21 protein-coding genes, 1 pseudogene and 1 riboswitch are annotated in these 22,277 nt (G+C 71.0%); of the genes and pseudogenes, 12 read left to right on the top strand and 10 right to left on the bottom strand.

Features of this window, described 5'->3' with window-relative positions:
* The first annotated feature begins 289 nt into the window (after positions 1 to 289).
* The 9 genes from OG223_RS03000 to OG223_RS02960 all read left to right on the top strand — a co-directional run bounded on the left by OG223_RS03000 (position 290) and on the right by OG223_RS02960 (position 8,399).
* Positions 290 to 1,069, top strand: coding sequence for a hypothetical protein (locus OG223_RS03000; RefSeq protein WP_329241869.1), 780 nt, complete (start codon positions 290 to 292; stop codon positions 1,067 to 1,069).
* Between the two features lie 386 nt (positions 1,070 to 1,455).
* On the top strand, positions 1,456 to 1,746 hold the full coding sequence (locus OG223_RS02995) for a hypothetical protein (protein WP_329241867.1): 291 nt from the start codon (positions 1,456 to 1,458) through the stop codon (positions 1,744 to 1,746).
* A 141-nt stretch (positions 1,747 to 1,887) separates the two neighbouring features.
* Entirely contained in the window at positions 1,888 to 2,376 is a 489-nt protein-coding gene (locus tag OG223_RS02990; protein ID WP_329241864.1) for a hypothetical protein, read from the top strand.
* A gap of 274 nt (positions 2,377 to 2,650) precedes the next feature.
* The gene (locus OG223_RS02985; protein ID WP_329241862.1) at positions 2,651 to 3,397 is read left to right on the top strand and encodes a phosphotransferase family protein; all 747 of its coding nucleotides are present in this window, start codon (positions 2,651 to 2,653) and stop codon (positions 3,395 to 3,397) included.
* Between the two features lie 501 nt (positions 3,398 to 3,898).
* On the top strand, positions 3,899 to 4,297 hold the full coding sequence (locus OG223_RS02980; RefSeq protein WP_329265108.1) for an ABC transporter permease subunit: 399 nt from the start codon (positions 3,899 to 3,901) through the stop codon (positions 4,295 to 4,297).
* A 3-nt stretch (positions 4,298 to 4,300) separates the two neighbouring features.
* Positions 4,301 to 5,281 carry an ABC transporter permease gene (locus OG223_RS02975; protein ID WP_329241859.1) on the top strand — a complete coding sequence of 327 codons (981 nt, stop codon included), beginning with the start codon at positions 4,301 to 4,303 and terminating at the stop codon, positions 5,279 to 5,281.
* Complete coding sequence (locus tag OG223_RS02970) at positions 5,274 to 6,938, top strand: ABC transporter ATP-binding protein (RefSeq protein ID WP_329241856.1); 1,665 nt, start codon at positions 5,274 to 5,276, stop codon at positions 6,936 to 6,938. Before OG223_RS02975 ends, OG223_RS02970 begins: the two co-directional genes overlap by 8 nt.
* Entirely contained in the window at positions 6,935 to 8,164 is a 1,230-nt protein-coding gene (locus tag OG223_RS02965) for a dipeptidase (RefSeq protein WP_329241852.1), read from the top strand. Before OG223_RS02970 ends, OG223_RS02965 begins: the two co-directional genes overlap by 4 nt.
* A gap of 7 nt (positions 8,165 to 8,171) precedes the next feature.
* Positions 8,172 to 8,399 carry a DUF6059 family protein gene (locus OG223_RS02960; protein ID WP_329241849.1) on the top strand — a complete coding sequence of 76 codons (228 nt, stop codon included), beginning with the start codon at positions 8,172 to 8,174 and terminating at the stop codon, positions 8,397 to 8,399.
* Between the two features lie 60 nt (positions 8,400 to 8,459).
* Here the strand turns inward: OG223_RS02960 and OG223_RS02955 are convergent, their stop codons facing one another.
* From OG223_RS02955 to OG223_RS02945, 3 genes are read right to left on the bottom strand one after another with little or no spacing between them, the layout of a single operon-like run.
* Positions 8,460 to 9,455: a DMT family transporter gene (locus OG223_RS02955; RefSeq protein ID WP_329241847.1), complete on the bottom strand. Its 996-nt coding sequence runs from the start codon at positions 9,453 to 9,455 to the stop codon at positions 8,460 to 8,462.
* A complete protein-coding gene (locus OG223_RS02950; protein WP_329241844.1) occupies positions 9,442 to 10,989 on the bottom strand; it encodes a class I adenylate-forming enzyme family protein in 1,548 nt (515 codons plus the stop codon). The genes OG223_RS02955 and OG223_RS02950 overlap by 14 nt, the downstream gene beginning before the upstream one ends.
* Positions 10,986 to 12,026 carry an FkbO/Hyg5 family chorismatase gene (locus OG223_RS02945; protein ID WP_329241841.1) on the bottom strand — a complete coding sequence of 347 codons (1,041 nt, stop codon included), beginning with the start codon at positions 12,024 to 12,026 and terminating at the stop codon, positions 10,986 to 10,988. Before OG223_RS02945 ends, OG223_RS02950 begins: the two co-directional genes overlap by 4 nt.
* A gap of 201 nt (positions 12,027 to 12,227) precedes the next feature.
* Between OG223_RS02945 and OG223_RS02940 the strand changes: the two genes are divergently transcribed.
* Together OG223_RS02940 and OG223_RS02935 are read left to right on the top strand one after the other, a co-directional pair.
* The gene (locus tag OG223_RS02940) at positions 12,228 to 13,256 is read left to right on the top strand and encodes a LuxR family transcriptional regulator (protein ID WP_329241838.1); all 1,029 of its coding nucleotides are present in this window, start codon (positions 12,228 to 12,230) and stop codon (positions 13,254 to 13,256) included.
* Positions 13,257 to 13,357: 101 nt separating this feature from the next.
* Positions 13,358 to 13,525, top strand: a complete 168-nt coding sequence (locus OG223_RS02935; RefSeq protein ID WP_329241837.1) for a hydroxyethylthiazole kinase — start codon at positions 13,358 to 13,360, stop codon at positions 13,523 to 13,525.
* On the opposite strand, the gene OG223_RS02930 is transcribed toward OG223_RS02935, so the two are convergent.
* The 7 genes from OG223_RS02930 to OG223_RS02900 form a co-directional block, all read right to left on the bottom strand.
* Positions 13,447 to 14,232 carry a hypothetical protein gene (locus tag OG223_RS02930; protein WP_329241835.1) on the bottom strand — a complete coding sequence of 262 codons (786 nt, stop codon included), beginning with the start codon at positions 14,230 to 14,232 and terminating at the stop codon, positions 13,447 to 13,449. The genes OG223_RS02935 and OG223_RS02930 overlap by 79 nt on opposite strands.
* Positions 14,229 to 15,242, bottom strand: a complete 1,014-nt coding sequence (locus tag OG223_RS02925; protein WP_329241832.1) for an LLM class flavin-dependent oxidoreductase — start codon at positions 15,240 to 15,242, stop codon at positions 14,229 to 14,231. Before OG223_RS02925 ends, OG223_RS02930 begins: the two co-directional genes overlap by 4 nt.
* On the bottom strand, positions 15,239 to 16,978 hold the full coding sequence (locus OG223_RS02920; protein WP_329241829.1) for an ABC transporter ATP-binding protein: 1,740 nt from the start codon (positions 16,976 to 16,978) through the stop codon (positions 15,239 to 15,241). Before OG223_RS02920 ends, OG223_RS02925 begins: the two co-directional genes overlap by 4 nt.
* Positions 16,960 to 17,895, bottom strand: a complete 936-nt coding sequence (locus OG223_RS02915) for an ABC transporter permease (protein WP_329241826.1) — start codon at positions 17,893 to 17,895, stop codon at positions 16,960 to 16,962. The genes OG223_RS02920 and OG223_RS02915 overlap by 19 nt, the downstream gene beginning before the upstream one ends.
* Positions 17,892 to 18,851 carry an ABC transporter permease gene (locus tag OG223_RS02910; RefSeq protein ID WP_329241823.1) on the bottom strand — a complete coding sequence of 320 codons (960 nt, stop codon included), beginning with the start codon at positions 18,849 to 18,851 and terminating at the stop codon, positions 17,892 to 17,894. Before OG223_RS02910 ends, OG223_RS02915 begins: the two co-directional genes overlap by 4 nt.
* 2 nt (positions 18,852 to 18,853) lie before the next feature.
* Positions 18,854 to 20,473, bottom strand: coding sequence for an ABC transporter substrate-binding protein (locus OG223_RS02905; RefSeq protein WP_329241820.1), 1,620 nt, complete (start codon positions 20,471 to 20,473; stop codon positions 18,854 to 18,856).
* Between the two features lie 240 nt (positions 20,474 to 20,713).
* The gene (locus OG223_RS02900; protein ID WP_329241819.1) at positions 20,714 to 20,854 is read right to left on the bottom strand and encodes a putative leader peptide; all 141 of its coding nucleotides are present in this window, start codon (positions 20,852 to 20,854) and stop codon (positions 20,714 to 20,716) included.
* A gap of 19 nt (positions 20,855 to 20,873) precedes the next feature.
* Positions 20,874 to 20,987: riboswitch (SAM riboswitch) on the bottom strand.
* 406 nt (positions 20,988 to 21,393) lie between these two features.
* Between OG223_RS02900 and OG223_RS02895 the strand changes: the two are divergent.
* Positions 21,394 to 22,161, top strand: a pseudogene (locus tag OG223_RS02895) (isopenicillin N synthase family dioxygenase); the annotation flags it as partial.
* Between the last annotated feature and the right edge of the window lie 116 nt (positions 22,162 to 22,277).

Below are 22,277 nucleotides of genomic sequence, written 5' to 3'. Positions count from 1 at the left end.
CGATCCGCCCGTAGTGGACGATGGCAGGCCGATCCCGCCGCGGGCTGGATCCTGACTTGAGCGGGGTGGACGAGGACACGCTGGGAAGGGCCCGCAAGACGGTCGCGCTGCCACCGGCGGCAAGAGTGCGAGGGTGTACCGGCAGGGGTTGCCGAGTTGCCCGAACCATCGCACTTCCTGCTGAAGTGGATGGTCTTCCACCGGTCGGCCGGAGCCTCGAAAACCGATGACGGCGGATGGTCCCTGATCACATAGCCTCTCCTGGCACGCACACGACAAGGGGAGGATCATGAGAGGCAGAACGGCCTGGGCCGCGGCCGGCGGGGCGGCGGCCCTGGTACTGATGACGGCGACCGGGGCGCACGCGGAGGGGCGGGGCGATGTCCGGGTGGTGAAGACCGTCGTCAACGGTGGCGGCAACGTCATCGTGGGCACGTCGAAGACGATCCGCTACCCGGTCGACATCACCGTCAAGGACAACTCGGGGGTCAAGGGGCTCACGCACGTCAGCACCTTCAACAAGACGAGCGCCTACACCTTCGCGACCTGGAACGATGATTCGTCCTGCACGAAGAAGAGCGCGACGACCTCGGTGTGCCGGGCCACGCTGACCATCGACCCCGCCTGGATCGCCGACAGTGACGACATCGACTCCAACAAGGTCGCAGGTGTCTGGCAGGTCAACGCGACCGTCAAGGCGAACGACGGCGACTACTGGATCTCCGATCACATCGCCGAGTACAAGGTCAAGCGGGCCGCCCAGCTCACCACGGTGATCACGCCCGAGAAGGTCGCCAAGGGTGCCAAGGTGACCGTCACCGGCAAGCTGTCGCGGGCCAATTGGGAGGACCGCAAGTACCACGGGTTCCCCGGGCAGCAGGTCAGGCTCCAGTTCCGGAAGAAGGGTGCCGCCCACTACAGCACGGTCAAGACCGTGACGACGGGCAGCATCGGGCAACTGACCGCCAAGGTGACCGTCACCTCGGCAGGCAGCTGGCGCTGGTACTTCCCCGGCACCACGACCACCTCACTCAAGGCGTCGACCGGGGACACGCTCAATCTGAAGTAGCAACGGGGTTCAGAGGGGGCCTGGCCGACATCCACCTCGTCGCCGTCACGCCGACGACGACGAGGTGGATGTGCGGTGGATGTCTCAGCTGCACCGCCTACTTGGAGTCCCAGCCCTCGGCGGGTGGAACGAGGGGTGATCGACGTCCGGTTCGCTCGCCCGCTGAAGTGCTGGTCGTCGTATGTTGGTACCAACTGCCTCTGGCCAAGGTGCAGTTGGGCCCGTGAGCCGGCGCGACGGCGGCTTCGGCCCTGAGGACCTCGGCGCGGGTGATGCGGCCGTCCCGGTCCGCGTCGGTCCAGCGGCGGAGTTCCGAGCGCTCGTACTCGCCGCTGGCACCGGAACCGGAGACGCCTCCCGTACGACACCGAGGATTCGGACGGCTGATGAACAGTTCCGCGGACGACGACATCCGCGCGGTGGTCGGCGCTCTGAAGCACCGAGCCGCGGCTCGGGAGGAGACGGCGCCGGCCCTCGATTCGGTCCTCGACCTCGTCGCCAACGATGAAGCAGAGATCGCGGTCGACTACCTCGTCAACACGGCCAACGCGTTCCGGCTGCCCGTGCGGCAGGACGAGTACGACCGGCTGTTGTCGGCGGCCACCCGACTGGATTACGCGGACGGTGTGACCGAGATCGATCCCACGTTGCTCCTCCCGGACCCCGACGGCACCTGACGGTGTGGCCGCGGTGCACCCAGGGCCGTTCCTCGTCATCAGCGGTCGAGGACCAGGCATGTGCTCTGCCCTTGCCGGAACGGCTGCGACTGTGGACACAGCAACAGCTCCTCGGGCCGACGATTCGGGCAACATGGCGAGGTGGCCGACCTGCTGTGGGATGACGTGAAGTGCTTCTTCGACCTGGACCTGATGGGGTCGCTGCCGGACGTGCGTGTCCCGAATGCCTCGACGGAGGACTGGCAAGCGGTTCTCGATCTTGTCGCTCAGAAGGGCTGGCAGTACCGGTACTCCGAGGGAGCGACGGTGCTTCCAGTGCCTCGGGCGGAGGCTGTGCTGTCCCGCCCGACGGACGCCGAGTGCCCGGAACTGCGGGTCTGGCCGACCGCCGATGTGCTGGCGATCTTCCGTTTCCTGGCGGATGACGAAGTCGACTTCGACCTTGATCTGCGGGAGTTGCAGGGCCAGGACCGACTTGATGTGCTCTGCGCCTTCCTGCGGGAGATCGGGCGGCGGTTGGGCAAACCGGTGCTGATGGACCCGGAGGGCGAGTACGGCCGTCCGGTGCTCGGCTTCGACGTCGAGGCCGATCGAGTCGTTCTCCTCGGGGACCCTCAAACCAGGTCGTGACTGAGGCGCCCGAAGCCCGGCAGCGGGAGCTTCCGGAGCGGCCGCGCCGGCGTCTCGGCGGATACCGCTCACGAGGGGTCAACGGTCTGCGGCAGGAGTCGGCGACAGGCGGGGGACGGACGGACTCGGCAGTCCTGACGAGAGCGGTGGGCCTGTCCAGGTCAGAGGCCGGTGCCGGGCACGAGGCCGTCGGGTGGCGGGACGCGGTCAGTCGCGCAGTCGCACGCGATAAACCCGGCGACGGCGGCGATCGTCCCCGGGATACTGGTCGCCCATGGATGAGGTCGAAGTCGTTGTCGCCCATTCCGAGCGCGCGACCCTGCGCGTCGGCGACGTGTTCCTGAAGGTGGACGCCGATCAGGCGCGCATCGACGTCGAGGTCGAGGCGATGGCCCTGGCGCCGGTCCCGACCCCGGAGGTCCTGTGGCACAAGCCGCCCGTGCTTGCCGTCGCCGCACTCCCCGGGACGACGCTCGGCCACCTCGGAGGGCCGTCGACCGGGTCGCCGGCGGCGTGGGCCGCGGCGGGCGCCGCCATCCGGAAGCTGCACGAGGCGCCGTTGCCGCCCCGACCGGGTGGGGCCGGGCGGAGCATCGTCGCGCTGGCGGCGGAACTCGACGACGAGTGCGAGTTGCTCCTGACGAGCGGCCTCCTGCCGGCTGACCTGGTCACCCGCAACCGCCGGGTCGCCGAGGCCGCGCTCCGGCCGTGGGCCCCGGCGTTCACGCACGGCGACCTGCAGATCGCGCATGTCTTCGTCGACGGCGACGAGGTCACGGGCATCATCGACTGGTCCGAGGCGGGCCAGGGCGACGCCCTGTACGACCTCGCCACCTTCACGCTCGGACACGAGGAGCACCTCGACGACGTCATCGCCGGCTACGGCACCGACGTCGACCTCGACATGATCCGCGCGTGGTGGTCATTGCGCAGCCTGCTGGTGGTTCGCTGGCTGAACGGGCACGGCTTCGACCCGTTCGCGCCGGGCTGCGAGGTCGACGTACTGCGCTCCCGGATGTGAGGCTGCGCGGGCCCGACCACGACGAACGCGTTCCGGCGCATCGAACGGGCCACCCCCTGGGGCGCGTTGCCGTCCCTTCCTCTCGATGACACGCGGTGCGCAGTCGTTACCGGCAGATGACGGCACAGCCGAGCGTAACGAACGCGTGGTGGATGTCGTCGCGGAGCTACCAGCGGATGACCACCATCCGGCGCGCCCCCTGTCAGATACCCACCGACGGCTCCCGGGGCCGGCTACGGCATGTGTGGCGATCGCCGGCTGGGTCCGCCGAGTGCGCGGCCGCCACAGAGCCGCGACGGAAGAACCGATGTCCGCCCCCTTCGCCGGAAAGCGCCGTCGAAAACCATCCGGGTCGACCGATGGCGCGCCGGGTCGTGCCCGTCGGCGGATCGCGCCCGCCCTACGGGCACGACCCGGCGTAGGCAGGGCCTTCGGGACGGTGCCGGCCGTCAGCACGCAACGTCGAGGTGAGTGCGGTGAACCGGAACCGGAACCAGTGCCATCGGACCGGGCGGGTGTCGTACCGGACGACGGAGACGGCCCGGGGCCAGGGAGTGGCGTCCCGCGCCTGCCGGTCGCCGGACCGCCCGGCCTTCGACGGGGCAGGCGTGTTCCGGCTGGAGTCGGGCCACCGGCTGGTGTCGATCAGTTCGGGACCGGGAGCGCGGCCGAGACGGATGTTGCGATGTTTCCACGGACCCGCAAGCGTCCGACTCGTCGTCGCAAGGCCGACGAACCTTCGGCTGGAAGGGCCTCGGCTACGAACTCGCCCACTATCTGACGGTCCGTGACTTCCCGGCAGTGCAGGGCATCGTGGCCCTGTTCGCCGTCGTCGTGGCGGTGACGAACTTCCTCGTCGACGTCGTCGCGGCCCTCATCGATCCCCGAGTGAGGTACTGAGCCGTGGCCCAACTCCTCGTGCGACGGCCCGCCTTGCTGCCGGACCGCCTGCGCGCACGGCTGCGCACCGGCGGCGCGGTACAGCGCGCCATGCTCCTCACCGGCGCCGTACTCACCGTGCTGTTCGTCCTCACCGCCCTCCTCGGACCATTCCTCGCCCCGTACGGCTACGCCCAACTCCAGGATGGGGGACGGCTGTTCGGCTCGCAGCAGCACCCCAGCGGCGCCCATCCGCTGGGCACCACCATCGCCGGGTACGACGTGCTCTCCCGCACGGTGTGGGGCGCCAGGACCGCCCTGGAGATCATCCTCGCCGCGCTGCTGCTCTCGGTGATCCCCGGCACCGTGCTCGGGCTGGCCTCCGGCTGTCTCGGCGGCCGCCTCGACCGGCTGCTGGTCGGGCTGGCCGACGCGCTCTACGCGTTCCCGCCGCTGCTGCTCGCCATCGTCATGTCGATCGTGATCAGCGGCGGACAGTCCAGCCTCGTCGGCGGCCTCGGCGCGGCGGCCTGCTCGGTCGCCGTCGCGTTCGTACCGCAGTACTTCCGTGTCGTACGGGCGGAAGTGACCCGGGTGAAGGCGGAGCCCTTCGTCGACGCGGCCCGGGTGATCGGCACCGGCACCTGGCGGATCATGTTCCGGCACGTGCTGCGCAACTCGGTCCGCACCCTCCCGCTGATCTTCACCATCAACGCCTCCGAGGCGATCCTCACCCTCGCCGGGCTCGGCTTCCTCGGCTTCGGCATCGAACCCAACTCGGCGTCCGAGTGGGGCTACGACCTCAACCGCTCGGTCGCGGACGTCACTTCGGGTCTGTGGTGGACCGCGATCCCGCCGGGCCTGGCCATCGTGCTCACCGTGCTCGGCACGACCCTGCTCGGCGAGAGCCTCACCGACCTCGCCGACCCGCGACTGCGACGACACGGCGGCACGACCGCGAAGGCGACCGGCACCGGAACGGACGGAGGCGCGGACGATGACTGACCTCCTGCGCATCGAGGACCTGCACGTCACCTTCGCCACGGACGCCGGCGCGGCTCCCGCGGTGAAAGGCGTGAGCCTGTCCGTCGCCCCCGGCGAGGTACTGGCCCTCGTCGGCGAGAGCGGCAGCGGCAAGACCGTCACCGCCAGGTCGGTCCTGGGGCTGCTGCCCGCCACCGCGACCGCCCGCGGCCGGGTCCTGCTCGGCGACGGCACCGCCGACCCGGCCGAGGACGTGCTCACCGCGTCCCCCGCCCGACTGCGCGCCCTGCGCGGCACCCACGCCGCGATGGTCTTCCAGGAGCCCTCCACCGCGCTCAACCCGGTCTTCACCATCGGCTGGCAGCTCACCGAGGGCCTGCGCGCCCACGGCCACGGCAGCGGCAAGGCCGAGCGCCGGACCCTGGCCGTCGAATGGCTCGACAAGGTCGGCATCCCCGACCCCGCCACCCGCGTGAACCACTACCCCCACCAACTCTCCGGCGGCCAGAAGCAACGCGCCGTCATCGCCATGGCCCTCGCCCTCGGCACCCGGCTCATCGTGGCCGACGAACCCACCACGGCCCTCGACGTCACCGTCCAGGCGGAGATCCTCGAACTCCTGCACCGCTGCCGCACCGACTTCGGCACCGCCGTGCTCCTCATCACCCACAACATGGGCGTCGTCGCCGACCTCGCGGACCGGGTGGCCGTGATGAGCGAGGGCGAGGTCGTCGAACAGGCCCCGGTCCGCGAGCTGTTCACGGCGCCCGCCCACCCGTACACCCGCGAACTGCTGGCCGCCGTACCGGTCTTCGGGGAGCAGAGCCGGACGCCGACCTCCGCGACGGGCGACGAGCGGCCTGTCGTACGGGCCGCCGGGCTGGTTGTGGACTACCCCGGGCGACTGGGCAGGAAGGGCTTCCGCGCGGTCGGCGGCGTGAGTTTCGAGATCCGGCCGGGCGAGGTGCTCGGGCTGGTGGGGGAGAGCGGCAGCGGCAAGACCACCATCGGCCGGGTGGTCGCCGGTCTGACCGCCGCGACCGGCGGTGAACTCACCGTGTTCGGCGAGCCGTTGACGACCCGCCGCCGCACCCGCGGCCGGGCCGGCCATATCGGCTACGTCTTCCAGGACCCGGCCGCCAGCTTCAACACGCTGCTCACCGTCGCCGACAGCGTCGCGGAGCCATTGGCCGTCCACCGGCGTGAACTGGGGGCCGCGGCGATCCGGGCCGAGGCCGAGGCGCTGCTGAACTCCGTTCATCTGCCCCGGAGTTACGCCGACCGCTATCCGCACGAACTCAGCGGCGGTCAGCGTCAGCGCGCGGCCCTGGCCCGGGCGCTCGCCCTGCGGCCCCCGCTGATCGTCGCGGACGAGCCGACCTCGGCCCTCGACGTGTCCGTCCAGGCGAAGGTGCTCGGCCTCTTCACCGAACTCCAGCGGGAGTTGGGCTTCGCGGCGCTGTTCATCAGCCATGCCCTCGCGGTGGTCGAGCAGGTCGCCGACCGCGTGGTCGTGCTGCACCGGGGCCGGGTCGCCGCGTCCGGTTCGACGGCACAGGTACTGGGCAGTCCACAGGACGACTACACGCGGCGGCTGGTCGCCTCCCTGCCCGTCGCCGACCCGGTACGGCAGGGCCGGCACCGGCACACCCTGGGCGAAGGAGTGGCAAGCGCATGACCGACACCGCGCAGGACCTCGTCGACGAGGTACTGAGCAGCACCCCCGTCTTCGACGGTCACAACGACCTGCCCATCGCGCTGCGGGCCCGCTCCGGCTACAGCGTCGAGGGGCTGGACGACGGCCGCCCCGACCTCCACACCGACCTGCCCAGGCTGCGCGCCGGAGGGGTCGGCGCACAGTTCTGGTCGGTGTACGTCTCCTCCCAACTCCCCGAACCCGAGGCCGTGGTGGCCACGCTGGAGCAGATCGACGCCGTGTACCGGCTCGTCGCCCGCTACCCGGACACCCTGCGGATCGCCTACACCGCCGCCGACGTCGAGCGCTCGCTCGCCGACGGACGGATCGCGTCCCTGCTCGGTATCGAGGGCGGCCACAGCCTCGCCGAGTCCCCGGGCGTCCTGCGGTCGTACGCCCGGCTCGGCGTCCGGTATGTGACCCTCACCCACAACGACAACACCAGTTGGGCGGACTCGGCCACCGACGAGCCCGGCGTCGGCGGCCTGAACGACACCGGCCGCGCGATCGTCGCCGAACTCAACCGCACCGGCGTGCTGGTGGACCTCTCCCACGTCGCCGAGTCCACCCAGCGCGCGGCGCTCGCCGCCTCGACCTCCCCGGTGCTGTTCAGCCACTCCTCCGTACGCGCCCTCAACGACCATCCGCGCAATGTCGCCGACCCGGTCCTGGAACTGCTGCGGGACAACGGCGGAGTCATCCAGCTCACCTTCGTCCCGTACTTCATCTCGGCCGAAGTCGCCGAGTGGGCACAGGAGTTGCGGGCCGAACGCGAACGTCTCGGGCTGCCCTCGCAGCCCTGGACCTGGCCGCGCGCACCACGCCCGGGCGAGGAACCGGCCCAGGTGGCCAAGGAGTTCGCGGCCGGAGTCACGGTGACCGCCGACGACGACCGGCTGCGCCGCTGGACCGAGCGACACCCGCGCCCCGAGGTGACGGTGGCCCAGGTCGCCGATCACGTCGAGCACGCCCGCGAGGTGGCCGGCCGGGACCACATCGGCCTCGGCGGCGACTACGACGGCGTCGACCACCAGCCCGTCGGCCTCGCCGACGTCTCCGGCTACCCGGTGCTGCTGCGCGAACTCGCCGGCCGCGGCTGGTCCAGGGCCGACCTGGAGGCCCTGACCGGCCGCAATGTGCTGCGCGTCCTGCGCGAGGCCGAACACCGCGCGACCGAACCGCTGTGGCCGACGGCTCCCTTGCGGTGAGTTCACGATGAGCCGCGCACGCCGATGGACCGACGCGCTGGCCCGGTGGACGCCGGGTCTGCTCGCGGTCGGCTGCTGCCTGGGCGGACTTCCGCTGCCCGCACTCGCCCCCCACGAGGAGACACCGGAGCCGTACGGAGGACTGCCGTCCGGCCACCCGGAGTGTCTCGCCGCGCACATCCCGCCGACCGATGTGGAGCGGGAGTTGTGGTCCGCCCTCGGTCAGAGAGTCTGAGCGGGGTCCGGCGGTCCGCTCACGCCCGGATACCGGCGTGAGCGGACCACCGGACCGCCTTCAGTCCTGCGCCGGCGCCGGTCCTGAGATGTCGGCGGTCTCGCCGCGGCCTCCGCCGACGGACGCGGGCCGAGGGGCCGGCGACGAGGCCGTCTCGGGCGCGGTGCGCGGCTGACGGCGCGAGAGACCGACGCCGAGCAGGCACAGCGCACCCCCGGCGAGCGCCAGGCCGGACGGGAACTCTCCCAGCGTGGGCCACGCCAGCAGCACCGTGAGGGCGGGCACGATGTACGTCACCGCTCCCAGCCGCCCCGCCGGCATGTGCGCCAGCGCGTACGACCAGGTCCAGAAGGCCAACGCCGTCGGAAGCAGCCCCAGATACACCACTCCCGCCCAGGCCCCGGCCGACGCGTCGCCCAGATCCGAGACGAGCTGACCCGCGAAGGGCAGGCAGGCGACGGCACCGATCGTGCTGGCGTAGGCGGTGACCTGCAACGGTGACGCGAGGGAGAGCGCGGGCTTCTGGAAGATGACGCCGACGGCGTGACCCGCCGCCGCTGCCAGGCAGAGCAGCACACCGATGAGGGCCGAATCCCCGCCGCCGCTCGAAGCCCCGGCCAGCGCCGCGCCCACGAAGGCCACCGCGAGGCCGATGAGCAGGGGACGCGGGAACCCCTCGTGCAGCAGGAACCCGGCGAGCAGCGCCACCAGCAGCGGACCGGCGCCGATGAGCAGGGCCGCCGTCCCCGCGTCCGTGTGCTGCTCGCCCCAGTTCAGGGCCACCATGTACAGGCCGAACCAGAACACGCCCATGCCGGCGATCCCCGGCCACGCGGCACGCGGCGGCAGTCCCTCGCGCCGGAACGCCACGACGGCGAGGAGCGCTACGGAACCGATGAGGAGACGGCCGAGCGCGAGGGGGCCGGGTCGCACGCTCTCGCCGATGTGGCGGATCGCCACGAACGCCGAGGCCCACAACACCATGGTGAGCACTGCGGCGGCCAACGCGCTGGGCGGTGTCTTCGCGGTGGGCGGGGACGTCTCATGCTGTGCCATCGGGCAACTCCCTGTTCGCTCCGCGCAGGACGCGGCGGAGAATCTTTCCCGTGCTGTTGCGGGGCAACGCGTCGATGAACTCGACGTCCTCGGGGACCTTGTACGAAGTGAGCTTCGCCCCGGTGGTCGAGCGGATCGTGGCCGCCAGCGTGGCGATCCGGTCCACTCCGGGCTCGGGGACGATGTAGGCGCGCAGGCTCGTCGTGCCGTCGGCGCGGCGCACCGAGCAGACGGCGACCTCGCGGACCCCGGCGATACCGGTGATCAGGTCCTCCACCTCGGTGGGATGGACGTTGGCCCCGGCGACGATCTCGATGTCGTCCACCCGCCCGAGCAGCCACACCAGTCCCTTGGCGTCCACGCGTGCGGAGTCCCCGGTGGCGAACCACTCGTCGGGGCCGAGCCGGTGCGGCGGCAGGCCGCCCCGCTTCACACCGGGACCGATGCCGGGGCCGGAGATCTGCAACTGCCCGACCTCTCCCTCCGGTACGGGCTCGCCCGTGTCGTCGACGACCCGCACCCGGTACGGCGGAAGGATGCGCCCCAGGCTGTACGGGTGGATCTCGTCCGGGCCGTTGGCGAGGACGGCGTGCCCGATCTCGCTGGTCCCGCAGATGTTCAGCAGCCGGGGTCCGAGAACGCGGCGCAGCCTGTCCTCCAGCGGGCGGGGCAGCGTCTCCCCGGCGACCAGAGCCAGCCGCAACCGGCCCAGCAGGTCGGCCACTTGAGGGCGGGCGAGCAGCCTGGCGTAGAAGCTGGGCTGGGCGTAGAAGACGCTCACGCCGTGGCGTTCCAGGAGCTGCGGGACGTTCGTCTCGTCCGCGCGCTGCGGGCTCAGTACGACGGCCGCGCCGCGCTGCAGGGGGAGGAGGACCGAATTGCCCAGCCCGTAGGCGAAGTACATCCGCGACACGGAGTAGCAGACCTCGCCCTGGCGGAGCGCGAGGACACCGCCGATCGCCCGGTCGAAGTGCAGGGCGTCGCCGTGGGCGTGGAAGCAGAGGCGGGGTGCGCCCGTGGTGCCGGAGGTGAACACGGCGAAGGCGGGGGCGTCCGACGCGAGCGGCTCCGGGCCGTCGGCGCCGGCCGGGTCGTAGGCCTCCGTCAGTTCCCTCGGGGTCACGGCCCGGCCGTGGAACTCCGCGCGGAGCGACGCGTCGGCGACGACCAGCGAGGCTTCGGCGAGCTCCTCGCTGGAGCGCAACTCGTCGGCGTGGAAGAAGGTGTTGACCGGTACGGCCACGGCGCCGATCCGCAGGACGGCCAGGAACGTCACCACGAAGGCCACGCTGTCGGGCAGCGCCAGCAGCACCCGGTCCCCGCGCCCGACACCAAGTCCCCGTAGGGACACGGCGGTTCGGCGTACCTGCTCGTACACCTCGCCGTAGGAGTAGCGGTGCGTGCCCTGGAGGTACGCGGTCCGGCCGAGCCAGCCGCTCCGGCGCGCGAGGTCCTCAAGTCGTGCGGACAGGTTGCCAGTTGTCGGGACGGTCTCGGCCGGAGCGGTGGGCAGGTCCGTGAGGATGTCCGTCACCTGCACACTCCCTCGATCTCGACCAGCAGGTCGGGCCGGCAGACCGCGACGTTGAAATACGAGATGTCCGTGTCGGCGGGGAGCGTCGACTCGCAGATGTTCCGTACGACGGGGAGGTGCTCGGCGTCGCGTACATAGACCTTGACCTGGTCGAGGTCCTTGACGTCGTACCCGGCCCCGTCCAGGCCGTGGGCGCGGAGGTTGTCGCCGCCGACGAGCGCCTCGATGTTGCGCAGCGTCTCCTCGGCCTGGAAGGCAACGTTGTCGGCGTGCACCGTGTCGTCGCCGAGAATGCTGGCCGTGCCCGAGACGAAGAGGCTCCCCGTCACGGATCCCGGCGCGCCCGCGTCCTTCAGGAACGTGGCCCGGGCGAAACTGGGCGACTTCGGCCCGTACTGGGAGGGGTACTTGTAGGCGGGCGTCTGCCGGGGGTTCTCCAGGTGTACGGCCCGGCCCGGCTTCGCGGCCAGGAAGCAGACGTCGACGCCCGGAGAGAGGGTGCCGATGCCGGTGGCGGCCGGGAGTTGGGGGAAGCGGTCGGCGAAGGCGGCGAACGCCTCCGCGCGGCCTGTGCAGAAGTCGCGGTAGATCTCCAGGCCGTCCGCGTTCGGGCTGGTGATGCCGCCGATGAGGTTCCACATGCGGACCAGGTCGGTGTAGCCGCGCTCCCAGGCGAACTCCAGGGCGCTCTCGTACAGTTCGCGCACCTGTGAGCGGTACACCGGTTGGGGGCCGAGGCGTACCGCGTAGAAGACGTGCTCGCCGTCCTCGGCGAAGACGGCGTCGTCGGCGACGCCGGTCCGCACGGGGAGGGCGGTCCGCCAGATCTCCTCGACGGGACGGACGTGCTCGTTGGTCATATGGGTGGTCAGGAGCGGAGTGGCGTCGTCCAGGGTGGCTTCGGCAGGGGCGTCCGTGAAGCGGATCCGCCCCAACACGTTGCCGCGCGGGGCCGACGGCCCCTCCGGCGTGGCGGCGACGGGAACCAGGTCGGACCAGAGGCCCTGTAAGCGTGCCTCGGGCTGACGGTTACTCATGAATCTCCTTGTCTCAGCCGCGGCCGTCCGGGGTATGAAGGACGCGGTCAACCGGTATGCGCTGCCCGGGTGTTGCGGGACGGTGAACAAAGCACCAGGGGGTTCGGCGCGAGTTCTGTTCCTGTTGAAGAATCTCCGGGGGCGCTCTTGCCAGGCAGCCACCGACTTGCGCCAGGCACGAATACGAGGGGGAGACGAACCATGAGCATCGCTGACATAGCAGACCTGCCGGACGTCCCGCAGGCGGGCACCGCGGCAGGCGACGTGTACACGCTCGCCTTACGGAGCGAGTACGTCGATCTCCAACGGTGCGTACGCGATCTCGGCATCTCCGAGGCAGAGGCGGCCGCGGCCATCGACGATCTCCTCCGGCTGCGGCTCCTGCATCTGGTGCACGGCTGCACCTACGCCTACGTCGCCGTCAACCCGATGTCCGCCTCCCTGCAACTGCTGGCGATGCAGGACGAGGCGCTACGCCGGCGGCAGCACGAACTGGAGCGGCTGCGGCAGCAGATGCACAGCCTGCTCCCGCTGTACCGGGCCAATTTCTCGGGCGAGCCCCACCATCCGCACGTGCAACGCGTCGAGGACCCGAGAGCCGCCAGGGGCGTGCTCACCACGATCACGGTCGAGGCGAAGCGGGAGATCCTGTTCTCCCTCCCCGTCCAGGATCCGTGGGAGGAACCGGCGGACCTGGACCGCGGGGCGTGGCTGCGGAGCGCGGGAACGCGTTCCGACCTCCTCCGGGTGCTGCTGCCGGAGTCGGCCAGGTTCGACGTACGGGTGCGCGAGCGGGTCGAGACGCTGATCGCCGACGGGGGCCAGGTGCGCACGACCGTCTCGCCTCCGGCATGGCTGCTGGTCGCCGACGCCGAGGTCGCCGTGGTCCCCGCCGAGGAGGGCCCGGGGCTCAGCGTCGTCCGCGAGCGGTCCGTGGTCGCGGCGCTACGGCACACCCTCACCGGCGCGTGGGACGAGGCGCGGCCCTTCGACGGCAGCTACGACCACGACAGCGCGCGCTCCACCTCGGCCCTGATCGACGACGCCATTCTGCGCATGCTGCTCAACGGCCTTGAGGACAAGGTGATCGCCCGCCGCCTGGAGATCTCCCTGCGCACCTGCCAGCGGCGCATCGCCGACCTCATGGACGCGCTGGGGGCCAGGACGCGTCTCCAGGCCGGCTATGTGCTCGGGCAACGGGGGCGCGGCGAGGAGCGGAAGGCCGCGTAAGGGCGACCCCGGCCGGTTGTCGCGCCTTCTTGTTGCACCTTCGTGAAATGAGGCCGCAAGGCCTTGGAGAGGCGGTGACGCTGCTGCATACAGGTGCATACATGGAAGAGATCACCTACGCAGACCCCGCGGTCGCCGAAGGCATCGCCGCCATCCGCGCCGGCTCCCCGTTCGTCTACGGCCTCACCAACTACGTCGTCGCCAACCTCGGCGCCAACGTCCTGCCGGCCGTCGGCGCGGGCCCCGCCATCGGCGCCGCGGCCTCGTAGGTCAGTTCGTAGATCCAGCCCGGCCGCAGTCCGCCGTCGACGTACAGGTCGCTCCGGCTCGGCACGACGGCGACGGCCTGTGATCTCAAGTCGTGGCCCCCGCCCTGCAGTCGGGCGAATCGCCAGGCCGTCGCGGGCACGTCCTCGGGTGAACTGTGCGGGTACCGCTGCCGGGTGAGCCGTGCGGTCCGCTCGCCCGCCGCGCTCACGGGGGAGGACCTCGTGCTCGTCCAGCGCGACAGCGGCAGGGACGCGGTGAGCTCCTCGACGATGAACTCGGCTGTGGTCAGGCCGCGTACGGGCTCCGTGCCGTGCGTCGCCACGGGGAGGTCGAGCAGCAACCGCCCGTCGCCGGGCAGCAGATCGCCGTTGCCGGCGTCGGCGAGCGCCCGGGGCCGGTTCGTGTGCGGGGCGTCGCAGAAGTACTGGACGGCCCGCTTGTTCCCGCGGTTGCCCCAGTCGAAGAACAGCCGTCGGCGCCCGCCGTCGACCGGCCGCAGGATCTCGATGTCCCCGCTGAAACGCACCACGCCGTCGCTGTCGTGCGGTGCGAGGTCCAGGTCGGTGATCGAGCGGAGGACCGGTGCCTCGGGGTCCACGGAGTAGTGGGCCGTGGCGGTGAGCACCTCGTACGCCCCGCCCTCGGCGAAGCGATGACCGTCCGCGAACGGCTCCCGGTCATGGACCTCCAGCCGTACGGCGCTCATCGCGCGGCCTCCAACCGCGCCGGACGCCAGCCGAGTTCGGGCGCGACCAGATGGAGCGCGTCGTGCAGGATCTGCTCGTACTCCTCCCGCCGGAACTCGTACGGCAGCTCAAGGCGCAGCTCCGACACCGCCGGCACCACCGGGTCCGCCGCCAGTTGCTCCAGGATCTGCTCCGCCGTGCCGACCACGTCGGGGGCGAACAGGGTCCGCCTCGGGCCCTGGGGGGCCAGGGTGCGGGCGTGGCGGCTCGCGGCGTAGTCCCGGTAGCGGGTGCGGGTGGCCCGGTCGGCGCTGTCCAACGGCACGATGACGCGGCCTATCGCGACGCGGGCGGTGGGCCGGACCCGCCTGTATGCGGCGAGGAGGTTCGCCTGGGCGGTGGTGAAGTCGTCGGTGCCCTCGCCGGTGACGATGTTCCCGGACAGCAGGTTGAGGCCGTTCTCACCGGCCCAGCGGGCCGAACGCAGACTGCCGCCGCCGTACCAGATGCGGTCCACCAGGCCCGGGTTGTGCGGTTGCAGACGTGGGCGTTGGGTGTTGCCCGGTGACTGGATCACCGTGCCCGGGCCGCCGAGATAGTCGCCGCGCAGGTTGTCGACGACGCGGGCGACCCGGCCGTAGGACAGGTCGAAGGCGCGCCAGTCGCCGTCGTACACGAGGTCGCCGAGGAGTTCGGCGTGCGGCATGCCGGTGCTGAAGCCGATCTGGAGGCGGCCCCGGGACAGGACGTCGGCCAGGGCCAGGTCCTCGGCCAGCCGGAACGGGCTCTCGTAGCCGATCGGGATGACCGCGGTCCCCAACTCGACGCGCTCGGTGCGCTGTCCGGCCGCGGCGAGGAACACCGCGGCCGAACCGACGCCGTGTTCGAGGTGGCGTTGCCTGATCCAGGCACCGTCGTAGCCCAACCGCTCGCCGTACTCGAAGAGTTGGAGCGTCTCCTCCAGGCCGGTGTACGGGTCGTCGTCGGCGAAGTTGCCCGGAGTGAGGAAGGCGAGGGAGGTGATGGTCATGCGCTCTGCGTCCTCAGGTCGTGGTCGTCCCGGCGGCCCGGGATCGCCGCGAGCAGCTCGCGGGTGTAGTCGTGGCGGGGGTGCGTGAAGAGGTCCTCGGGGGCACCCGTCTCGACGATGCGGCCCGACCGCATGACGGCCACCTGGTGCGCGATCTGGCGTACGACGGCCAGGTCGTGCGAGATGAACAGGTAGGCCACTCCGGTGTCGGCCTGCAACTCGCCGAGCAGGTCGAGGACTTGGGCCTGCACGGATACGTCGAGCGCGGACACCGGTTCGTCGCACACCACCAGGTCGGGGGAGAGGGCGAGGGCACGCGCGATCGCGACGCGTTGGCGTTGCCCGCCCGACAGTTCCGCCGGACGGCGGTCCAGTGTCGACGCCGGCAGCGCGACCCGGTCCAGCAGGTCACGGGCGCGGGCGAGGCGGGAGGCGCGGTCGCCGACCTTGAAGGCGCGCAGCGGTTCGGTGATCACCTCGTCGATGGAGAAGCGGGGGTCGAGCGAGGCGTACGGGTTCTGGTAGACGAGCTGGGCGCGGCGGCGCAGTTGCCTCGCCTGGGCGCCCCGGGCGGTGGTGACGTCGGTGCCGTCGAAGAGGATCTGTCCGGCACTCGCGTCGGTGAGGCGGAGCACCAGGCGGGCGGTGGTGGACTTGCCCGAGCCGGACTCGCCGACCAACGCCAGGGTCTGGCCCCGCTGGAGGGTGAAGCTGACGTCGTCCACCGCGCGCACTGTCCGGGATTCGCCGTCCACGCGGGGCAGCCTGAACTCCTTGACCGCACCCCGGAGTTCGACGAGCGGCTCTGTCCCGGTGGGCGTGGGTGCGGCGACCGGGGTACGGGTGCGGGCGGTCGCCAGGCTCGGTGCGCTCGCCAACAGGCGGCGGGTGTACTCGTGTTGGGGGTCGTCGAGGACGTCCCGCGTCGGTCCCGCCTCGACGACCTGGCCCTGCGACATGACGACCAGGCGCTGTGCCCGGTCGGCGGCGACCCCGAGATCGTGGGTCACCAGCAGGATCGCCGTCCCCGACTCCTGGGTGAGGCCCTGGAGATGGTCGAGGATGACGCGTTGCACGGTGACGTCGAGCGCGCTCGTCGGCTCGTCGGCGATGATGAGTTTCGGGTGTGCGGCGATGGCGATGGCGATCAGGGCGCGCTGCCGCATGCCGCCGGAGAGTTCGTGCGGGTACTGGCGTGCGCGGGTGGCCGCGTCGGGCAGTCCCGCCCGGTCCAGGATGTCGATCGCCTCCGACGGCGCGGAGCGGCGGGTCGCGAGACCGTGGATGCGCAGCACCTCGGCGACCTGTTCGCCGACGCGTTTGACCGGGTTGAGCGACACCGACGGGTCCTGGGGCACCAGGCCTATCTGTGCGCCGCGCACGGTGCGCAGTTCGGCCTCCGACAGTGAGGTGAGCTCGTGCCGCCCGAAGCGGATCGTGCCGCCGTCGACGGCCGCGTTCGGCGCCAGGAGCCGGGTGACGGCATGGGCCGTGGTGCTCTTGCCGGACCCGGACTCGCCGACCACCGCGGTCACTTCGCCCGGCCGCACATCGAGATCGACGTCCCGCACCGCCCGCACGATGCCGCCACGGGTGCGGTACGACACCGACAGGCCGCGGATCTCCAGCGCGGCCCCTTGCTCGGGGTGGACCGGGTCGGTGCTCGGTGTCGTGCTCAAGTCCTCGTCCGTTCCAGGTGAGTTCGTCGGTTCGCCGGTCATCGCTGCCTGGACCATTCGCCGTCCAGCGCCCGTGCGATGCGGTTGGTGGCCAGCACCGTCGCCGCGATCGCCAGTCCGGGCAGTGCGGTCAACCACCAGGCGTTCGCCAGGTAGTTGCGGCCGTCGGAGATCAACGTCCCCCATTCCGGCGCCGGGGGCGGGGCGCCGTAGCCGAGGAAGCTCAGTGCGGACACGGCGAGGATCGCGGCGCCGAAGTCGAGGGTGGCCAGGACGATCACCGGGCCCGCCGCGTTGGGCAGGACGTGCCGGCCCAGCACCGAGTACCAACGGGTACCGCACGCGCGCGACGCCTCGACGAAGACCGCCTGGCGCACCCGCAGCACCTCCGCCCGGGTCACCCGGGCGAAGCTCGCGACGCTGGCGATCCCGACCGCGACCGCCACCTTCACCGTGCCGTAGCCCAGCGCGGTGACCAGGGCCAGGGACAGGAACAGCGCGGGGATCGACAGCAGGACGTCGACGAAGCGCATCAGCACGTCGTCGACCCAGCGGCCGACGAACCCGGCGACCAGGCCGATGAGACTGCCGACCACGAAGGCGACCGCCACCGCGATCAGCGTTGCCTTCAGGGACAGTTGGGCGCCGTGGACCACCCGGGAGAACACGTCACGGCCCAGTTCGTCGGTGCCGAACCAGTGCGCGCCGCTCGGGCCGCGGAAGTTCTGCGACGGCACTCCGGTGAGCGGATCGCGTGAGGTGAACAGTCCCGGCCAGAACGAGGCCAGTACCACCAGGACGACGACGAGGACCGACAGCAGCAGACCGGGGCGGTGCACCAGGAACCGCAGGATCTGGCGCGGGTCGACTCGGCGCCCGGCCCCGGGGCCGCCACCCGGGTCGACCGGCTGCGGCGGCGGGGCGGCGAGACCGAGCGCGGCCCCGGTGGAGTCGTCGACCAGACCCTGGCTCATGCGAATCCCGCCTTCCGGCCCGAGGCCACCACGATCCGCGGATCCAGCAGCGGATAGACGAGGTCGACGATCAGGTTCGTCACCACGAAGATCAGCGCCCCGAACACCACCACGCCCTGCACGAGGGGAATGTCCTGGGCCGTGACCGCGGCAGCCGTCACCCGGCCCAGGCCGTCACGGGAGAACACCGTCTCGACGACCACCGAACCGGCGATCAACTGCCCGACCAGCAGGCCGACCACGGTCAGCGCGGGCAGGGACGCGTTGCGCAGGGCGTGCCGCAGATGGACCCGCCAGCGGCCCGCGCCCTTGGCCCGGGCGGTCTCCACATAGGCCTGGTCCAGCGCGGTGAGCAGGCTCTTGGCGAGCACCTGGGCGACCTGCGCACCGGTAGGGATCGCCAGGGTCACGGCCGGCAGGACAAGGCCCCGCAGCCCGTCGTTGTCGAACGCCGGGAACCAGTGCAGGCGGAACGAGAACGACTCGACGAGCAGCAGCCCCACCCAGAACGTCGGGACAGACACCCCCAACGGCGGCAGCGACAAGAGGAGTTGGCGCAGCCACCGGAGCGAGGTGTAGGTCGCCAGGACCGCGAGACCGCCGCCGAGAACCACCGCGAGCAGCAGCGCGGCACCGGTCAACTGGAGGGTCTGCGGCAGCGCGTCGGCCAGCGTCGAGGACACCGGCCGGCCGGTGGAGACCGAGTCGCCGAAGTCCCCGCGCACCGCCCGGCCCAGATAGTCGGCGTACTGCACCAGGATCGGCTTGTCGAAGCCGTACTCGTGTCGCAGCGCGGCGAGTTGGGCCGGATCGACCTGTCCGGAGTCCATGCCGGCACCGGCCATCGCCGTGACCGGATCGCCGGGCAGGAAGTCGAGGACCAGGAAGGACACCGTGTAGGCGGCCCACAGCACTCCGACCGCCTGCGCGAGCCGTTTGATCACATAGCGGCGCATGGTCAGCCGATCCAGGTGTCATGGAGTTGGATCCGGCTGGAGGCGTCGAAGTTCAGGCCGTGCACCTTCTTCGACACACCGATCTGGGTCTGGAGCTCCACCACCGGCACGTAGGCGGCGCTCCGCACGAGCAACTGCTGTGCCTGCTCGACCAGTTGCTTGCGCTTCGTGGCGTCCGTGGTGGCCGCCTGACGGGTCAGCGCGGTGTCCAGTGAGCCCGCCGTGAGGCGGTAGAAGTTCGCCAGCTTCGTGGAGAAGGAACTGCGCAGGATGTCCGGGTCGGCCCGGGTGATGTTGCTCCACGCCGCGTCGAAGTCACCCGACTGGAGGGTCGGGGCGAGCTGCGTGACCTGGAGCTGCTTGAGCGTCAGGCCGACGCCGACGGCTTTGAGTTGCTGCTGGATCAGCTCCAACGCGGGCTGGTTGGTGGCCGAGTTGGGGATCCAGTCGACGGTCAGGCTCAGTTGCTTGCCGTCCTTCGTCCGGATGCCGTCGCTGCCGGCCTTCCAACCGGCCGCGTCCAGCAGGGACTTCGCCTTGGCCGCGTCGGTCGCCAGGTCCGAGGACAGGTTCGTGTAGTCCGGTGTGGTGTGCGCCAGGACGCTGGTCGCTGGCTGGGTACCGGTCGGGAACACGGTGGTCGCGATCTGCGCCCGGTCGATGGCGAACCCGATGGCCTGGCGCACTCGCGCGTCCTTCAGGGTTGGTCGTGAGTTGTTGAGCGCGAGGCCGAACACCACACCGGGGTTGGCCCGACGCTGAAGGGTGACCTGGCCGCCCTTGAGGGCCGCCTCGTTGGCCTTGCCGACGCTGCTGATCGCGTCGACCTGCCCGGACTGGAGACTGCCGGCCCGTACTCCCGCCTCGGGCACGACCTTGAAGACGATCCGGTCCAGGTAGGCCTCGCCGCTCTTGTGCCACAGCGAGGAACCCCAGGCGTATCCGGTGCGCTTGGCGAGCGTGATCGACTGGTTCTGCACGTACTGCTTCAGCACGAAGGGCCCGGAGCCGACCACTCCCTGGCTGCACTTCTGCTGCGGGGTCCTCTTCGCGCTCGCCGACGACTCGATGCCCAGCGAGTGCGTCGAAGTGGCTTGCAGGAACTGGGCGTTGGGCCGCTGGAAGGTCACCCTGACGGTGAGCGGATCGACCACGGTGGTGCTCTTGACGCCGCTCAGATAGCCCTCGGCGAGGGTCCCCAGCGCGCCGAGGTTCGGCACCGCGTCGAAGTTGTCCTTGACCACCTGAGCGGTCAGCTCGGAGCCGTCGCTGAAGGTGACACCCGATCGCAGGTGGAAGGTGAACGTCGTCGCGTCGGAGCTGATGTCCCAGCTCTTCGCCAGCCACGGCACGATCTTGCCGGTCGCCGGGTCCTGGTCGGTGAGGGAGTCCACGATCTGCCGTACCGAGTAGATGGTGTCGTTGCTGCCCACCTGCTGCGGATCCACGCAGCCGGCGTCGGAGCCCACCGCGAAGGTCAGGGTGCCACCGGACTTCGCCGGGCCACTGCCGCTGTCCGTGCCGCCCCCGCCGGAACCGCAGGCGGTCAGCAGGACACTGGTGGTCAAGAGGGCGGCCAGCGCCGCCCATCGGGTGGACCGGATGTCCGGATGTGCTCTCACGGAGAGTGCTCCTACTCGTGTCACTACGCGCGTGATGCCCACGGGCTCACGACTGCGCGCGGGCATGCGGCCCCGTTCGGCGTGACGCCGACGACGGGGCAGTGCGATTCGGGGAATCAGACGGGAGGGGGTGGTGCGGGGCGGCCGCGGAACGGGTCCGTGCGTGCGGACGGGACCGCGAGAGGCTGCGGGGATACGCCTGGGGCCGCGACAGAAGTCAGACGGACGTGGTCAAGGCGGTCAGGCGCGACACAGACAACTGGCGGAGCGCCGCAGATCGATGTGGCGGCGGCGCGAGAACCGGGAGAACACGGTCGCGGCTGTCAGGGAAGTGGTGAAGGCGCTCGGGTCACTGCTGTGTCGCACGACCGTCCTCCACATCTCCGACCCCGGCCACGGGGCCTCGCGCTTGCAGAGATCCTCGATGACCCTGCCGGGCTTTCACCTGGAGCACCCCACCGCGTCGGAGGGTTGCCGGTCAGCGAGCCAGGGCTTGACGCTGACACTCAATGCCGATCGTGATCGTACGGAGCGTTTTCGTCGTACGTCAATGGCGGGTCCGCAAGGCCGTTCGCCGGTGCGGGCGGCGAAGCCCGCCGAGGCGGCGCGGTCGTCCCGGTCGCCGTCTCGCCCGTCGGGACGCACCGTGGACGCACCTTCGAGCGTGTGCTTTGATCCGCTCATGGAGACCACTGGCCAGGCACACACGGTGCTGCTCGACCCGTTCTGGGTGAGCCGCCGCGCCGACCAGTTCGACCAGATCTGTCGTTGACCTTCGTGTGACGACCGCGGTCCCGCCCTTTCCCCACCCCGCCCGCTCTCGGCGCTTCCCACCGTTCTCTCGTCAACCGACCGTGCCCGTACGGCCGTTGGCGCGCGCAGAGCCGTGTCCGGGTCTGCTGCCGCCGCGAAGGAATCCCATGGCACAGCCCACCGCCCTCACCGTCGTCGACATCTCCCGCTTCCGGGATCCCGGCACCGACCGCGACGCCTTCCTGGCCGAACTCCGGTCCGCGGCCCACGAAGTGGGGTTCTTCTATGTCACCGGACACGGCGTTCCCGCATCCGTCCGGGACGAGATCCTGCACGCGGCCCGCGCCTTCTTCGCCCTTCCCGTGGAACCCAGGCTGGAGATCGAGAACCTCAACTCGCCCCAGTTCCGCGGGTACACACGCACCGGAACCGAGTACACGGCAGGCAGCGCCGACTGGCGCGAACAGATCGACATCGGCCCGGAATGCGAGGCGATCCCCACCGGACCGGAGGATCCCGACTGCCTCCGGCTCGTCGGCCCCAACCAATGGCCCTCCGCACTCGCGGAGTTGAGGGACACAGTGCTGCGCTGGCAGGCGGAGGCACTGCGGGTGAGCCGCGAGGTCCTGCGCGCCCTCGCCGCCGCGCTCGGCCAGGACGAGCGCTACTTCGACGAGTGGTTCGACGACGAGGCGGCCGTGCACGTGAAGATCGTGCACTGTCCGCCGCGCCCCGCCGAGGACGCCGACCAGGGAGTGGGCGCGCACAAGGACTACGGGTATCTCCCGCTGTTGCAGCAGGACGAGGTGGGCGGACTCCAGGTCCAGCGCGAGGACGGCGGCTGGATCGACGCCGTACCGGTGCCGGACGCCTTCGTGTTCAACATCGGTGAGGGTCGCCTACGCGCTGGCCTCCTGCGTCTGTGCGGGCCTGCTCACGGTGGCCCTGGTGCTGTCGAGGTTGCGCCGGGCCGCCTCCGTACCCCGACCCTCCGCAGCCGCGATTCCGACCGCAGGGAATCGCCGGGACGACCGGAGCCCGCAAGAACGGT

The organism is Streptomyces sp. NBC_01478 (assembly GCF_036227225.1).
Classification (GTDB): domain Bacteria; phylum Actinomycetota; class Actinomycetes; order Streptomycetales; family Streptomycetaceae; genus Streptomyces.
The sequence above is the reverse complement of the archived record's forward strand: the minus strand, read 5'-3'. Positions and strand labels throughout refer to the sequence as shown.

Bases quoted from the DNA above. Each gene is read 5' to 3' on its own strand.
- OG223_RS03000 (WP_329241869.1), top strand. From the start codon at position 290: ATGAGAGGCAGAACGGCCTGGGCCGCGGCCGGCGGGGCGGCGGCCCTG.
- OG223_RS02995 (WP_329241867.1), top strand. From the start codon at position 1,456: ATGAACAGTTCCGCGGACGACGACATCCGCGCGGTGGTCGGCGCTCTG.
- OG223_RS02985 (WP_329241862.1), top strand. From the start codon at position 2,651: ATGGATGAGGTCGAAGTCGTTGTCGCCCATTCCGAGCGCGCGACCCTG.
- OG223_RS02970 (WP_329241856.1), top strand. From the start codon at position 5,274: ATGACTGACCTCCTGCGCATCGAGGACCTGCACGTCACCTTCGCCACG.
- OG223_RS02965 (WP_329241852.1), top strand. From the start codon at position 6,935: ATGACCGACACCGCGCAGGACCTCGTCGACGAGGTACTGAGCAGCACC.
- OG223_RS02960 (WP_329241849.1), top strand. From the start codon at position 8,172: ATGAGCCGCGCACGCCGATGGACCGACGCGCTGGCCCGGTGGACGCCG.
- OG223_RS02955 (WP_329241847.1), bottom strand. From the start codon at position 9,455: ATGGCACAGCATGAGACGTCCCCGCCCACCGCGAAGACACCGCCCAGC.
- OG223_RS02945 (WP_329241841.1), bottom strand. From the start codon at position 12,026: ATGAGTAACCGTCAGCCCGAGGCACGCTTACAGGGCCTCTGGTCCGAC.
- OG223_RS02940 (WP_329241838.1), top strand. From the start codon at position 12,228: ATGAGCATCGCTGACATAGCAGACCTGCCGGACGTCCCGCAGGCGGGC.
- OG223_RS02935 (WP_329241837.1), top strand. From the start codon at position 13,358: ATGGAAGAGATCACCTACGCAGACCCCGCGGTCGCCGAAGGCATCGCC.
- OG223_RS02930 (WP_329241835.1), bottom strand. From the start codon at position 14,232: ATGAGCGCCGTACGGCTGGAGGTCCATGACCGGGAGCCGTTCGCGGAC.
- OG223_RS02925 (WP_329241832.1), bottom strand. From the start codon at position 15,242: ATGACCATCACCTCCCTCGCCTTCCTCACTCCGGGCAACTTCGCCGAC.
- OG223_RS02920 (WP_329241829.1), bottom strand. From the start codon at position 16,978: ATGGTCCAGGCAGCGATGACCGGCGAACCGACGAACTCACCTGGAACG.
- OG223_RS02915 (WP_329241826.1), bottom strand. From the start codon at position 17,895: ATGAGCCAGGGTCTGGTCGACGACTCCACCGGGGCCGCGCTCGGTCTC.
- OG223_RS02910 (WP_329241823.1), bottom strand. From the start codon at position 18,851: ATGCGCCGCTATGTGATCAAACGGCTCGCGCAGGCGGTCGGAGTGCTG.
- OG223_RS02900 (WP_329241819.1), bottom strand. From the start codon at position 20,854: ATGTGGAGGACGGTCGTGCGACACAGCAGTGACCCGAGCGCCTTCACC.